The sequence below is a fragment of the Hymenobacter frigidus genome (assembly GCF_014640435.1).
In the GTDB taxonomy this organism is placed as follows: Bacteria; Bacteroidota; Bacteroidia; order Cytophagales; family Hymenobacteraceae; genus Hymenobacter; species Hymenobacter frigidus.
The window spans coordinates 49,048-61,794 of record NZ_BMGY01000015.1 but is presented as its reverse complement, the minus strand read 5'-3'; the positions used below and the strand labels follow the sequence as shown (position 1 = coordinate 61,794).

The 12,747-nt window shown below is 57.7% G+C and carries 12 protein-coding genes; 10 read left to right on the top strand and 2 right to left on the bottom strand.

All coding sequences use genetic code 11. The features are described from left to right. Positions 1-34 precede the first annotated feature (34 nt). The 7 genes from efp to IEW17_RS09880 all read left to right on the top strand — a co-directional run bounded on the left by efp (position 35) and on the right by IEW17_RS09880 (position 5,416). A complete protein-coding gene (gene efp / locus IEW17_RS09910; RefSeq protein WP_188561885.1) occupies positions 35-598 on the top strand; it encodes an elongation factor P in 564 nt (187 codons plus the stop codon). Positions 599-681: 83 nt separating this feature from the next. Continuing rightward, positions 682-1,143 carry an acetyl-CoA carboxylase biotin carboxyl carrier protein gene (accB, locus tag IEW17_RS09905; RefSeq protein WP_188561921.1) on the top strand — a complete coding sequence of 154 codons (462 nt, stop codon included), beginning with the start codon at positions 682-684 and terminating at the stop codon, positions 1,141-1,143. A 149-nt stretch (positions 1,144-1,292) separates the two neighbouring features. Beyond that, the gene (gene accC / locus IEW17_RS09900) at positions 1,293-2,639 is read left to right on the top strand and encodes an acetyl-CoA carboxylase biotin carboxylase subunit (protein WP_188561884.1); all 1,347 of its coding nucleotides are present in this window, start codon (positions 1,293-1,295) and stop codon (positions 2,637-2,639) included. 75 nt (positions 2,640-2,714) lie between these two features. Further along, positions 2,715-3,071 (top strand): hypothetical protein, encoded by a 357-nt coding sequence (locus tag IEW17_RS09895; protein WP_188561883.1) that lies wholly within the window; start codon positions 2,715-2,717, stop codon positions 3,069-3,071. Positions 3,072-3,186: 115 nt separating this feature from the next. Then, on the top strand, positions 3,187-3,588 hold the full coding sequence (locus IEW17_RS09890; RefSeq protein WP_229748932.1) for a hypothetical protein: 402 nt from the start codon (positions 3,187-3,189) through the stop codon (positions 3,586-3,588). Between the two features lie 111 nt (positions 3,589-3,699). Then, on the top strand, positions 3,700-5,082 hold the full coding sequence (locus IEW17_RS09885; RefSeq protein ID WP_188561881.1) for a dihydrolipoamide acetyltransferase family protein: 1,383 nt from the start codon (positions 3,700-3,702) through the stop codon (positions 5,080-5,082). A gap of 136 nt (positions 5,083-5,218) precedes the next feature. Next, positions 5,219-5,416 carry a hypothetical protein gene (locus IEW17_RS09880; RefSeq protein WP_188561880.1) on the top strand — a complete coding sequence of 66 codons (198 nt, stop codon included), beginning with the start codon at positions 5,219-5,221 and terminating at the stop codon, positions 5,414-5,416. Positions 5,417-5,497: 81 nt separating this feature from the next. Here the strand turns inward: IEW17_RS09880 and IEW17_RS09875 are convergent, their stop codons facing one another. Next, positions 5,498-8,128 (bottom strand): valine--tRNA ligase, encoded by a 2,631-nt coding sequence (locus IEW17_RS09875; RefSeq protein ID WP_188561879.1) that lies wholly within the window; start codon positions 8,126-8,128, stop codon positions 5,498-5,500. A 365-nt stretch (positions 8,129-8,493) separates the two neighbouring features. On the opposite strand from IEW17_RS09875, the gene IEW17_RS09870 reads away from it, so the two are divergent. Then, positions 8,494-9,408 (top strand): carbon-nitrogen hydrolase family protein, encoded by a 915-nt coding sequence (locus IEW17_RS09870; RefSeq protein ID WP_229748931.1) that lies wholly within the window; start codon positions 8,494-8,496, stop codon positions 9,406-9,408. Between the two features lie 99 nt (positions 9,409-9,507). Next, positions 9,508-10,716, top strand: a complete 1,209-nt coding sequence (locus tag IEW17_RS09865) for an N-acetyl sugar amidotransferase (RefSeq protein ID WP_188561878.1) — start codon at positions 9,508-9,510, stop codon at positions 10,714-10,716. Positions 10,717-10,791: 75 nt separating this feature from the next. On the opposite strand, the gene IEW17_RS09860 is transcribed toward IEW17_RS09865, so the two are convergent. Next, entirely contained in the window at positions 10,792-11,142 is a 351-nt protein-coding gene (locus tag IEW17_RS09860; RefSeq protein ID WP_188561877.1) for a 4Fe-4S dicluster domain-containing protein, read from the bottom strand. A 193-nt stretch (positions 11,143-11,335) separates the two neighbouring features. Here IEW17_RS09860 and IEW17_RS09855 point away from each other — a divergent pair, with 193 nt between their 5' ends. Further along, the gene (locus tag IEW17_RS09855; protein WP_188561876.1) at positions 11,336-12,349 is read left to right on the top strand and encodes an aldehyde dehydrogenase family protein; all 1,014 of its coding nucleotides are present in this window, start codon (positions 11,336-11,338) and stop codon (positions 12,347-12,349) included. Positions 12,350-12,747 lie beyond the last annotated feature (398 nt).

Genomic DNA, 12,747 nt, shown 5'->3' with positions numbered 1-12,747 from the left:
TAATTCTTCATTTTTAATTTTTAATTGAATTCCCATGGCAAGTACCGCCGACTTTCGCAACGGCCTCGTTCTCAATTACAACAACGAGCTGCACGTCATCACCGAGTTTCAGCACGTGAAGCCCGGCAAAGGCCCCGCCTTTGTGCGCACCAAGATGCGTAACATCAAAACCGGCCGCACCATCGACAACACCTTCAATGCCGGTGTGAAGGTGGAGACGGCCCGCGTGGAGCAGCGCCCCCACCAGTTCCTTTACAAAGATGATTACGGCTACAACTTCATGGACAATGCAACCTTTGAGCAGGTGATACTGCCCGAGGAAATGCTGCCCTTCGCCGACCTGATGAAGGAAGGCCAGGAAGTAACCATTCTTATGCACGCCGAAACCGAGCTGCCGCTAACGGCCGAGCTGCCCACCACCGTTGACCTGATGGTGACTTACACCGAGCCCGGCCTGAAAGGCGACACCGCCACCAACACGCTGAAGCCGGCCACGGTGGAAACCGGTGCCCGCATTCAAGTGCCGCTGTTTATTGATACGGATACCAAAATTCGTATTAAGACCAGCGACTACAGCTACGTCGAGCGCGTGAAGTAGAATCTAAGCCGTTAGTTAACAGCTGATAGCGCACAACCAACCGCTTATTGAATATGTCAAACCCGCCCAAAAAGGACGCTGCCATGAAAGCCAAAGAACTACAGGAACTGCTCGATTTTATCGCCAAATCGGGCCTCAACAAGGTCAACATTGAAACTGAGGAGTTTAAAATCTCGGTTCAGCGCGACCCCAACACCAAGCAGATTGTGAGCATGGCCGCCCCGGCTGCTGTAGCTGCTCCAGTTGCCGCTCCGGCTGCCCCGGCTCCCGCCGCGGCTCCTGCCCCCGCTGCTACCGAGGCCCCAGCCAGCAACAAGTCCCTGAAAGCGCCCATGATTGGGACGTTCTACCGCAGCAGCGGCCCCGACTCGCCCTCTTTCGTGCAAGTGGGTGATATGGTGGAGAAAGGCCAGGTTATCTGCATCATCGAAGCCATGAAGCTGTTCAATGAAATCGAAGCCGAAGAAAGCGGCCGCGTCGTGAAGGCGCTGGTGGAGAACGCCACGCCGGTGGAGTACGACCAGCCGCTGTTTTTAATTGAATAGTTGAACCCGTTTGTCATCCTGAGCGCAGCGAAGGACCTTAAGACAACCGAGCAAGGTGCGGTAAATTGAATTACTGCGAATTGTTCTAATGTAATAAGGTCCCTCGCTGCGCTCAGGATGACCGTTTTTAATCCCTGACGTTCCCACCCATGTTCAAGAAAATACTCATTGCTAACCGGGGCGAAATTGCCCTGCGCATTATCCGTACCTGCAAGGAAATGGGCATCAAAACGGTGGCCGTGTACTCGACTGCCGATAAGGAAAGCCTGCACGTGAAATTTGCGGATGAGGCCGTGTGCATCGGGCCGCCCGCCTCGGCGCAGTCGTACCTGAGCATGCCCAACCTGATTGCGGCCGCTGAAATCACGAATGCTGATGCCATTCACCCGGGCTATGGTTTCCTGAGCGAAAACGCGGAATTCTCGCGTATCTGCGCCGAAAACGGCATCAAGTTCATCGGGGCCTCGCCTGAGATGATTAATCAGATGGGCGACAAGGCCACGGCCAAAGCCACGATGATTAAGGCCGGCGTGCCCTGCATTCCGGGTTCGGTGGGTTTGCTCGACTCGGTGGAGCAGGGCAAAAAAATCGCCAACAAAATCAAGTACCCCGTCATCATCAAGGCCACGGCCGGCGGCGGCGGGCGCGGCATGCGCATCATCCACAGCGACGACGAATTCCAGAAAGCCTGGGACGATGCCCGCACGGAATCCAAGGCGGCCTTTGGCAACGACGGCATGTATTTGGAGAAGTACGTGGTGGAGCCGCGCCACATTGAGGTGCAGTTGGTGGGCGACCAGTTCGGCCACGTCTGCCACCTGTCGGAACGCGACTGCAGCATTCAGCGCCGCCACCAGAAGCTGGTGGAGGAAGCGCCGTCGCCGTTTATGACCGATGCCCTGCGCGAGAAAATGGGCAAGGCGGCCATCGCCGGCGCCTCGGCCATCGGCTACGAAGGTGTGGGCACAATTGAGTTTCTGGTGGATAAAAACCGGGATTTCTACTTCATGGAGATGAACACCCGCATTCAGGTGGAGCACCCGGTAACCGAAGAAATCATCAACTACGACCTTATCAAGGAGCAAATCAAGGTGGCGGCGGGCATCCCGATTTCGGGCAAAAACTACTTCCCGAAGATGCACGCCATGGAGTGCCGCATCAACGCCGAAGACCCGCGCAACAACTTCCGCCCGGCCCCCGGCAAAATCACCACGCTGCACATTCCCGGCGGCCACGGCGTGCGCGTCGATACGCACGTGTACGCGGGCTACACCATCCCGCCGAACTACGACTCGATGATTGCCAAGCTCATCACCGTAGCCCAAACCCGCGAAGAGTGCATCGTGAAAATGAAGCGCGCCCTGAGCGAGTTCGTGGTGGAAGGCGTGAAAACGACTATCCCCTTCCACCTCGCGCTGATGGACAACGAGCAGTTCCGCGAAGGCAATTTCACGACGGCGTTTTTGGAAACGTCGTTTGATTTTTCGACCATTTAAGCGGTTAGACTATAAGCGATAGCCGTGCCTGACCAGAATTGGTCAGGCACGGCTATTTACCTTTTTATCTCGGCAATGAAGCGGCTATTTCAATTTGTCTTTTTCTCAAGCACCGGCCTCGCCCTCACCGGCTGCGCCGACAGCTGTAATGGCAGCATCGAAACCACGGTGCTTTACGCCAAGCCGGGGCCGAAAGCCGTGGGCCGGTCCATCTACGTGAACGTGGTGAACAAACCCGGTTTGGGCATCAAGCAAAGCCTGATGTATGAGGGCAAGGAATTCGGCACGTTCGAGCACGTAGTCATCATCAACGACCCCACCAACCGCTTTGCGTCAAACCGCACCATTTGCTTTTCGAAGTTTCGGCAGCAAGTGGCCACTACCGGCGGTGATTTGACAGAAGAAGGCTTACCGGTCATCTCGGTGGAATAATCTTTTTAAATCAACACAGCACCTCGTGCAACCCACGCAAATGGCTGAGGCTCCTAAACAGGAACTTTGGCCACTTTTGCTTTTTTTTAAATTGATGCCTATTCGCTCACTACGCATGTATCTGCTATTGGCTGCGCTAGGCTGCAGCCGTTTCGCCTTGGCACAATCGGCCGTGCCAAAGCTGGGCCGTGACACCGTGTTTGCCGTGCATAAACTGTTTCGGGAGAAGCGCGCCAGTGGTAATGGCCTGTTGGCGGCCGGGGACAGCGCGGCCAGCAGCACCAAGTACGTTCAGCAGAGCGCTAGCTCCACTAGGGTTGAAAAGCGTCCAGACGCGCTGGGCAGCGCTGCTTTTTTCGGAGTGGGCGCGTTAAAGACCAGTAGGTACAGCGTCGAGAATGAGGCGTCTGTGCTCAAACTTTACGCGGAGGGCTGGGGGTTGCCGCCCGACATCCGCCGGAAGCTGCGCCGCAAGCACTTCCATCGCACCTCGCGCGACGTGCTGTCGGGTCAATAAATATTAAAACGCCCCCGCCGCCCCATGCGCCGGGGGCGTTCGGCTTTTGGGCTACCTTTGCTGCACCAAAACTCCCACCCCACCCTAATCCCCCAAATACCCCCTCCTAATATGGCACGAGTGGAAATGACGATGCCCAAAATGGGCGAAAGCATCATGGAAGGCACCGTCCTGAAATGGCTCAAGCAAGTTGGCGACACGATTGAGCAGGACGAATCAGTACTGGAAGTGGCCACCGATAAAGTTGACACCGAGGTGCCCGCCATTTACGCGGGAGTATTGACGGAAATTCTGGTGCAGGAAGGCCAGGTAGTGGCCGTGGGTGCGCCCATCGCCATCATGGAAACCGATGCGGCTGCCGCTGGTGCCGCCGCGCCAGCCAGTGCTCCCGCCGCCCCGCAGGCCGCCCCCGCTCCATCGGCCAACGGCAGCGCCGTGCCCTACTTGCCCGAGCCCAACAATCCCCAGGCGGTGCAGGCAGCAGGAGCCGTGCATCAGCCCGGCCGTTTCCTTTCGCCGCTGGTGCTGAGCATCGCCCGCGAAGAAGGCGTGAGCATGAGCGACCTGGAGTACCTGCCCGGTACCGGCAAGGAAGGCCGCGTAACCAAGAAAGACATTCTGGACTACGTGGCCGGTGGCAAGCAGCCCTTGGCTGCCAGCACCCCTGCCGTGGCCGCACCAGCAGTGGCAGTTGCCCCTGCCGTTACGCCCGCGCCGCAGCCCCAACCCCAGGCTGCTCCGGCTCCGCAAGCAGCCAGCGTGAAGCCCGTGCCCAGCGTGAGCGGCGGGCAGGAACTGATTGAGATGGACCGCATGCGTAAGATGATTGCGCAGCGCATGGTGGATTCGGTGCGCATTTCGCCCCACGTCACCAGCTTCGTGGAAGCCGACGTGACGAACATCGTGAACTGGCGCAACAAGCACAAGGACGCCTACAAGAAGCGCGAGGGCGAAAATCTCACCTTTACGCCTATCTTCATTCAGGCCGTGGCTCGCGCCATTCAGGATTTCCCGCTCATCAACGTGTCCATTGATGGCGACTACATCATCAAGAAGCGCGACATTAACATTGGCGTAGCCGTGGCCCTGCCCAGCGGCAACCTCATTGTACCCGTCATCCACAACGCCGACCAGCTGAATCTGAACGGCTTGAGCAAGAAGATGAACGACCTGGCCAACCGCGCCCGGGCCAACAAGCTGAAGCCCGAGGACCTCGAAGGCGGCACCTACACGCTGAGCAACGTGGGCTCGTTCGGCAACGTGATGGGCACGCCCATCATCATGCAGCCACAGGTGGCTATCATGGCCGTGGGCGCGATTAAGAAAAAGCCCGCCGTGATTGAAACGCCGCAGGGCGACCTGATTGGCGTGCGCCAGTTCATGTTCCTCTCCCACAGCTACGACCACCGCGTGGTGGATGGCTCGCTCGGCGGCATGTTCGTGCGCAAAGTGGCTGATTATCTGGAGCAGTTCGACCCGAACACGGCAATCTAGAGCCTTTGAAAAAATATTCGGAACGTCATGTTGAGCGGAGCCGAAACATCTCTACCGCGTAAGTAATTCAGCTACTTCTGCGGTAAAGGTGCTTCGACTCCGCTCAGCATGACGTTCTTTTTTACTTCGCATTTTCATGAAAAACCTGATTATTCTCGGAGCACTAGTGCTGGCCCTTGGCCTGATTGGCTACTTATACCAACAGCTCGCGGCCACCGAAAAAGCCCTGCAGCTGTCCGAAAAACGCTTTACCGATTGCGAGAAAGTCACGTTCCAGTTGCAAAACCAATTGGCTCCGCTGCAGAAGAAACAGCTGGGTGGCGTGCCACAGTAGGCAGGTCTTTCGCAGACAACGACAACACAAAAGCCGCTTCCTGAATCAGGAAGCGGCTTTTGTGTTGTCGTTGTCGTTGGATTACAGCGTTTTCAAGCTCTGTTCCAGCGCGGTGATTTTGGTTTCGGCATCGGCCAGTTTCTGGCGCTCACGCTCCAACACGTCGGGCTTGGCGTTTTGAGCAAACTTCTCGTTGCCCAGCTTGCGCTGCACCGAGTCGCGGAAGCCCTGGGCGTATTCCAGCTCTTTTTCAAGGCGGGTGCGTTCGGCCGCCAGGTCAATGTGGCCTTCGAGTGGAATGAAAAACTCGCTGCCACCTAGCACGAAGCTCACCGAGGCGGCGGGGCCGGCATCGGCCAACGTCACCTCCGAAATGCCGCTCAGCTTGCGAATGATGCCGTCGTAATCGGTCAGCAGCGCGGGGTCGTCGGTTTTGGCAACCAGCGTTAGCGGCTTGTTGGGGCCAAGATTCTTCTGGTTGCGCACGCTGCGGATGCCAGCCACGATGGCCAGCGCCTTATCCATGTTGGTCAGGGTCTCGGCGCTGTTGGCGGGGGCGGTGGCGCGGGGCCAGGGGGCCACGCACACGTAATCGCGGGGACCGCGCTCGGCCAGCTCATGCCACAGCTCTTCGGTGATGAAGGGCATGAACGGGTGTAGCAGCTTGAGCAGTGTTTCGAGGTAGGCAGTGGTGTGGCGCAGGGTTTCGGCATCGATGGGATGCTGGTAAACGGGCTTTACCATTTCCAGGTACAGGGCGCAGAAATCATCCCACACCAGTTTGTACACCGTCATCAGCGCGTCGCTCATCCGAAACTTCTCGAAATGGTCGTCCATCTCCACCATGGCGGCTTGCAGCTTGGCATTGAACCAGACCACGGCCTTGTCATTCACGAAAGGGAGGGACGCATCAACTTCCCAGCCTTTCACCAGGCGGAAGGCGTTCCAGAGCTTGTTTGAGAAGTTGCGGCCTTGCTCCACCAGCTTGATATCGTAGAGCAAGTCGTTGCCGGCCGGGGCCGAGAACAGCATGCCAGTACGCACGCCGTCGGCCCCGTACTGGGCGATGAGGTCGAGCGGGTCAGGCGAGTTGCCCAACTGCTTGCTCATCTTGCGGCCCTGCGCGTCGCGCACGATGCCGGTGAGGTACACGTTCTTAAACGGCACTTCCTGACGGTACTCAATACCCGCCATAATCATACGAGCCACCCAGAAAAACAGGATGTCCGGCCCCGTCACCAAATCGTTGGTGGGATAGAAATAGTTGATATCGGCATTGTCGGGGTCTTTGAAGCCGTCGAATACCGAAATGGGCCACAGCCACGACGAAAACCAGGTATCGAGCACGTCCTCGTCCTGGCGCAGGTCGCTGAGCTGCAAGTCGGCCTTGCCGCTTTGGGCAATGGCTTGTTGCAACGCATCCTCGGCGGTGAGGGCTACCACGAAGGTGCCATCGGGCAGGTAGTAGGCCGGAATCTGCTGGCCCCACCACAGCTGGCGCGAGATGCACCAGTCGCGCACGTTCTCCATCCAGGCCCGGTACATGTTCTTGAACTTGGGCGGGTGCAGGCGCACGGTGTCGTTTTCCACGGCATCCAGGGCGGGCTTGGCCATGTGCTCCATTTTCATGAACCACTGCAGGCTGAGCTTGGGCTCGATTACGGCCTTGGTGCGCTCCGACGTCTGCACGATGCTGGCGTACTCCTCGATTTTGACGAGCAGCCCGGCTTCCTGCAGGTCTTTGGCAATTTGCTTGCGCGCCGCAAACCGGTCCTGGCCCACGTAGAGCACGGCTTTCTCGTTCAGCGTGCCGTTATCGGCCAGAATGTCGATAACGGGCAGGTTATGCTTCACGCCCAGCTCGTAGTCGTTCAGGTCGTGCGCGGGCGTCACCTTCAGCGCGCCGGTACCGAAGTCGATGGACACGTACTCATCGAAAATCACCGGAATCTCGCGGCCCAGCAACGGGATGCGCACCGACTGGCCCGCCAGGTGGGCAAAACGCGGGTCGTTGGGGTTCACGGCCACGGCCACGTCGGCCATAATCGTTTCGGGCCGCGACGTAGCCACGGTCAGGAACTGGCCCTCCTGCCCTACCACGGCGTAGTTGAGATAGTACATCTTGGCCTGCACGTCCTTGGCAATCACCTCTTCATCGGAAATGGCGGTGAGGCCTTCAGGGTCCCAGTTCACCATGCGCACGCCGCGGTAAATCAGGCCCTTGTTATACAAATCGACGAACACGCGGAGCACGGCATCGGTCAGGTCGGGCTCCATGGTGAAGCGCGTGCGGTCCCAATCGCAGGACGCGCCCAGCTGCTTGAGCTGCTCGAGGATGATGCCGCCGTACTTATCCTTCCAGGCAAAAGCGTGGGCCAGGAACTGCTCGCGGGTCAGGTCGCTTTTGGCGATGCCCTGCTCCTTCAGCAAGGCCACTACTTTAGCCTCGGTGGCAATGCTGGCGTGGTCGGTACCAGGTACCCAGCAGGCTTCCTTGCCCTGCATGCGGGCGCGGCGCACCAGCACGTCCTGAATCGTATTGTTGAGCATGTGCCCCATGTGGAGCACGCCGGTTACGTTGGGCGGCGGGATAACAACGGTGTAAGGTTTTTTCTTGGGGTTGGGTTTGGCCTTGAAAAAGCCTTGTTCCTGCCAACGCTGGTACCATTTGGCTTCAACGTTGGTGGGTGAGTAAGTAGTGGCGAGGGACATAGAGAAAGATGCAAAAAGCAGGAACCACAAAAATAGGCATTAGAACCGAGCCTGCTCCCCGTTCAAAAACATTAAGCGGGCGAGCTCCCAACCGCACCAGATGCTCTCGATGCTATCACGAACGTCAAATCACATTAAAAACTCATTAAATCATCACATTATAGCCTCCCTACCAGCCAAAATTCGAATTAATAGATTAAAACATTGATGGCTAGTGTTTTAATAAATACGTATTGGCAGTAAAACTGATTATTCAGAAAATACTTCATCTGCTACTGCGCCACAAGACTCAATTTGGAGGGTAAAGTTTAATCTGGACTTTGTACCTTCCGAATAACTTTTTCCGGCTTCAATTACATGCGTTTATGGCAACACTTTTTACTTTTCGTAAACCGGCCCCCGCTTCATCCGCTCCAATTGCTGCCCCCACTAGCTTGGGCACGATGCGCATCGGGCTGGGCCAATTGCTGGTAGAGGGAGGCGAGCCCGCTCGCAACTTAGCTCGTGCCGTGGAGCAGATTGCGCAGGCCGCCGCCCAGCAATGCAACTTGGTGCTGTTGCCCGAAACCCTCGACTTTGCCTGGACGCACCCCAGCGGCCTCTACGAAGCCCAACCCATCCCCGGGCCGTTCAGCGACCAGCTTTGCCAGGCGGCGGCCCGCCATGGCTTGTACGTCTGCGCCGGCCTCACCGAGCGGGGCGCCGATGGCCGCAACTACAACGCGGCCATTCTCATTGACCCGCAGGGCCACATCATCCTCAAGTATCATAAAATCAATTTGTTGGATATCGAGCAGCCGTTCTATGCCGTGGGCCAGACGCTGAATGTGGTCGATACCCCCTTGGGTAAGATTGGGGTCAATATCTGCTCCGACAACTATTTGGATGGGCTGCCCATTGGCCACACGCTGGCACGCATGGGAGCCGACTTTATTCTGGCCCCGTCGTCCTGGACGGTTGATTATTCTATTACGGAGGAACACGACCCGTATAAAGAGAAATGGTTGCGCCCGTTTTCTATCCTTGCCAAGCTCTACAACGTAGTGGTGGCGGGCACTACCTCGGTGGGCTACATCGTGGGTGGACCCTACGAAGGCAAAAAAAGCGTAGGCTGCTCCCTGGCTGTCGACGCCCAAGGCGTCCAGGCCCAGGGCGCATTCAATGAGTTTGCCGGGCAGCTGGTGGTAGCCGACCTGGCCCGCCCCAACCGGCCTGAAAAAGGCACCGATATTGGCCTCATGCTGCAACGCAAAGGCTTTCAATTTGACCAACTACCCTAATTTCCCCCCTTTCTATTCCTTTCCACTTCTTTCCCGCGTCACTATTGTCTTTGCTGCCCACCCTCGGCTACCACCGCAGCGTCCTTTCAGCCTTCTCCTTTGCTCACCCAAATTCAGCCCTCGGACACCTCAATAACCCTGGACCGCGAGGTGCTGCGTCAGCGCTGCACCCGCTGCGTGATGGACACGACCGCGCCGGGCATTTCGTTTAACGCGGAGGGCATTTGCTCTTTTTGTGCGGTGCACAACCGCATGGCGGCCGCTTTTCCGCTGGGCGCAGCGGGGCGGCGCACCGCGCAAAAACTGGCCGACCAAATGCGGCGGGCCGGACGCGACCAGCGCTACGACTGCGTAATTGGTCTAAGTGGCGGCCGCGACAGCACCTACACCCTCTGGTACTGCGTGACGCAGCTCAAGCTGCGCCCCCTAGCCGTGCATTTCAACGACGGCTTTGGCAATCCCATTGCCGGCGAAAACATGGTGCGCACCTGCCAGCGCCTGGGCGTGGAGCTGCGCACCGTTACCTCGGACTGGCGCGAGTCGAAAGACCTTAAAATTGCGTTTTTGAAAGCCTCCGTGCCCGATATGGAGGAAGGAACCGACCTGGGCATTGCCACGGCCCTGTACGGGGTGGCGGCCAGGGAAGGCATTCAGCACTTGGTGATTGGGCAGTCATTTCGCACCGAAGGCATTGCCCCGCTCAGCTGGAACTACTTGGATGGCAAGTACCTGCGCAGTGTACACCAGCAGTTTGGCACGATGCCGCTACGGCCCTGGCAACCCAACGACCCTGGGTTTAATCTGGGCATCAAAGAGATGTTTTACTACGCCTTCATTCGGCGCATCAAAACCGTCACACTCCTGTACCATCTTGACTACGTGCGTACCGAGGTAGATGAGGTACTGGTGCGCGAACTGGCTTGGAAAAGCCCCGGCGCACACTATTCCGACGACCTTTATCAAAGCCTGATTTACTACCTCAACCGCGTCAAGTTCAACATTGACCGGCGGCTGTTCAACTACTCGGCGCTGGTGCGTTCGGGGCAAATGAGCCGGGAAGTGGCGCTCGACCGCATTTCCCGCATCAACTCGATTGAGGACGAAACCGTGGTAACGCTCTGCATCAAGCGCCTCGGGCTCACGCGCACCGAATTTGAGCAAATTGTGGCTGCCCCACCTAAGTCCTTTCACGACTATCCCAACAGCTACGCCTTTCTGCGCCTCTTGCGCCTGCCCATTAAGCTGATGAGCCGGCTCAACCTGATTCCCGAGTCGGCATACGACAAGTTTTTTAATTGCGGTACCTGAGCGTGGCAAACCATAAGAAAAGGCCGCCTCATAGCTGAAACGGCCTTTCTTTTATGGTGAATTGTACCGAAATTTCTAGGCGACAATGTGCAGCCACTCCTTCTTTTCGAGGAGGCGCTCGCGGGTTTCGCGGTAGTCTGGGTCATCCACGCAGCAGTCGACGGGGCACACGGCCGCGCACTGGGGCTCTTCATGAAATCCCACGCACTCTGTGCACTTATCTGATACGATGTAGTAATACTCGTCCGAAACCGGGGTTTGGGGAGCAGTACCGGCTACCACGGCACCGTCAGTGGCCGTCACTTCCTTCAGGCTCGTACCATCGGCCCAGCGCCACTGGGCACCACCTTCGTAAATAGCATTGTTGGGGCATTCCGGCTCGCAGGCACCACAGTTGATGCACTCGTCGGTTATCATGATGGCCATGGGGCGTCGGGGGTCAGAAGTGAAGGGTAAACCAGTACAAATCGTGTGGGCTTTACGTGGAAAGCTCCATTCACGCCGTTCTTTGAGCTCACAAAATTAACCAACAACGGCGGGCTTTGTACGGTTTCGACCAATTTTGCTGGCTATTTGCCATTACGGCTGGCCTCCTGGGCCCAAGCCCCACTCCTCTTTCATGACTCACTCCGAACGACTAGCTGCTTTTGTGGCCTTGGGCCAACGCCTAAATACAATTGCTGCCGACGAACTGACCGCCCTGGCCGGGCGGGCCCGTAACCAAAACGCGTGGTTCGATGCCCCCAGCGTAACGGCGGCTGTAACTGGCATTGCCCATTTGCTGGCCGAAGAGCCCCTCCGCCGCTGGGCGGCGCGCTACCCACCCGAGCCCACCACCGTGCGGCAGGTAGGCGTGGTGATGGCTGGCAACATCCCTCTGGTTGGGTTTCATGACTTGCTATGCGTGCTGCTGAGCGGCCACGTGTTGCTAGCCAAACTCAGCGCCGACGACACCGTGCTCATGACCTGGGTAATGGAGGAATTGACGCAGCTAGAACCGCGCTTTGGTGAGTTCATCAGGGTGCTTCCGCGTCTGAATGCGGCCGATGCGTTTATCGCCACCGGCTCGGATAACACGGCCCGCTACTTCGAATTTTATTTTGGCAAAAAGCCCCATCTTATTCGGCGCAACCGCACCAGCGTGGGCGTGCTTACTGGCCTGGAAACCAGCGCCGAGCTGGCCCGGCTGGGGCCCGACATCTTTCAATACTACGGGCTGGGCTGCCGCAACGTGAGCAAGCTGTTTGTGCCCACCGATTATAATTTCGTGCCCCTGCTCGATGCCCTGCAAACCTGTGAGGGGGTGCTAAACCACCACAAATACAACAACAATTACGATTACAACAAGAGCATACTGCTGGTGAACCGCGTGCCGCACTACGACACCGGCTTTCTGCTCCTCACGCGCGCGGCGGGCCTGGTATCGCCCATTTCGGTGGTGCACTACGCCGAGTACGCCAGCGAAGTTGACCTGGCTGACCAGCTGACTGATGTGGCGGCCCAAACGCAATGCGTGGTTTCGGCCGAGGGGCGTTTTGCGGGTAGCCTGCCGTTTGGGCAAGCGCAGAGCCCGGGCGTGAGCGAATACGCTGACCGGGTAGACACGATGGAATTTCTAGCCCAGCTTGTCTAGCATTTTTCGTCTAAAACACAGACTGACACGCTTACTTTTCAGCGTTAACCCGAAACGGCACCACGCTACTTCTCAGCCGCGTCAATTTCCCCCTCCATATCATTCACGCACTCCACCTCCACCGTCGAAATTATCGAGAAAGAAGAGCTCGGTAGCATGCACTTCGCCACCGAGGATGTGCTGCCCGACGAAGCGGCCCGCCTAGCGCCGCCGGGTCGATGCTGACCGGGCCGTAACCCTCGGCAACGCCTAACACGGTAAACTCGACATCTATTTCCAAACCTCCGACGGGCACGCCAAGCGCGTAGCTACCACCGTGTGGGCCTCCGATACCGACCACCTTACCCTAAAGTCGGGGACTTCGCTGCCACTCCGCGCCGTGCTCGGCTTCGATTTTT

Coding starts and splice junctions, on each gene's coding strand:
- efp (WP_188561885.1), top strand. CDS start 35: ATGGCAAGTACCGCCGACTTTCGCAACGGCCTCGTTCTCAATTACAAC.
- accB (WP_188561921.1), top strand. CDS start 682: ATGAAAGCCAAAGAACTACAGGAACTGCTCGATTTTATCGCCAAATCG.
- accC (WP_188561884.1), top strand. CDS start 1,293: ATGTTCAAGAAAATACTCATTGCTAACCGGGGCGAAATTGCCCTGCGC.
- IEW17_RS09895 (WP_188561883.1), top strand. CDS start 2,715: ATGAAGCGGCTATTTCAATTTGTCTTTTTCTCAAGCACCGGCCTCGCC.
- IEW17_RS09890 (WP_229748932.1), top strand. CDS start 3,187: ATGTATCTGCTATTGGCTGCGCTAGGCTGCAGCCGTTTCGCCTTGGCA.
- IEW17_RS09885 (WP_188561881.1), top strand. CDS start 3,700: ATGGCACGAGTGGAAATGACGATGCCCAAAATGGGCGAAAGCATCATG.
- IEW17_RS09880 (WP_188561880.1), top strand. CDS start 5,219: ATGAAAAACCTGATTATTCTCGGAGCACTAGTGCTGGCCCTTGGCCTG.
- IEW17_RS09875 (WP_188561879.1), bottom strand. CDS start 8,128: ATGTCCCTCGCCACTACTTACTCACCCACCAACGTTGAAGCCAAATGG.
- IEW17_RS09870 (WP_229748931.1), top strand. CDS start 8,494: ATGGCAACACTTTTTACTTTTCGTAAACCGGCCCCCGCTTCATCCGCT.
- IEW17_RS09860 (WP_188561877.1), bottom strand. CDS start 11,142: ATGGCCATCATGATAACCGACGAGTGCATCAACTGTGGTGCCTGCGAG.
- IEW17_RS09855 (WP_188561876.1), top strand. CDS start 11,336: ATGACTCACTCCGAACGACTAGCTGCTTTTGTGGCCTTGGGCCAACGC.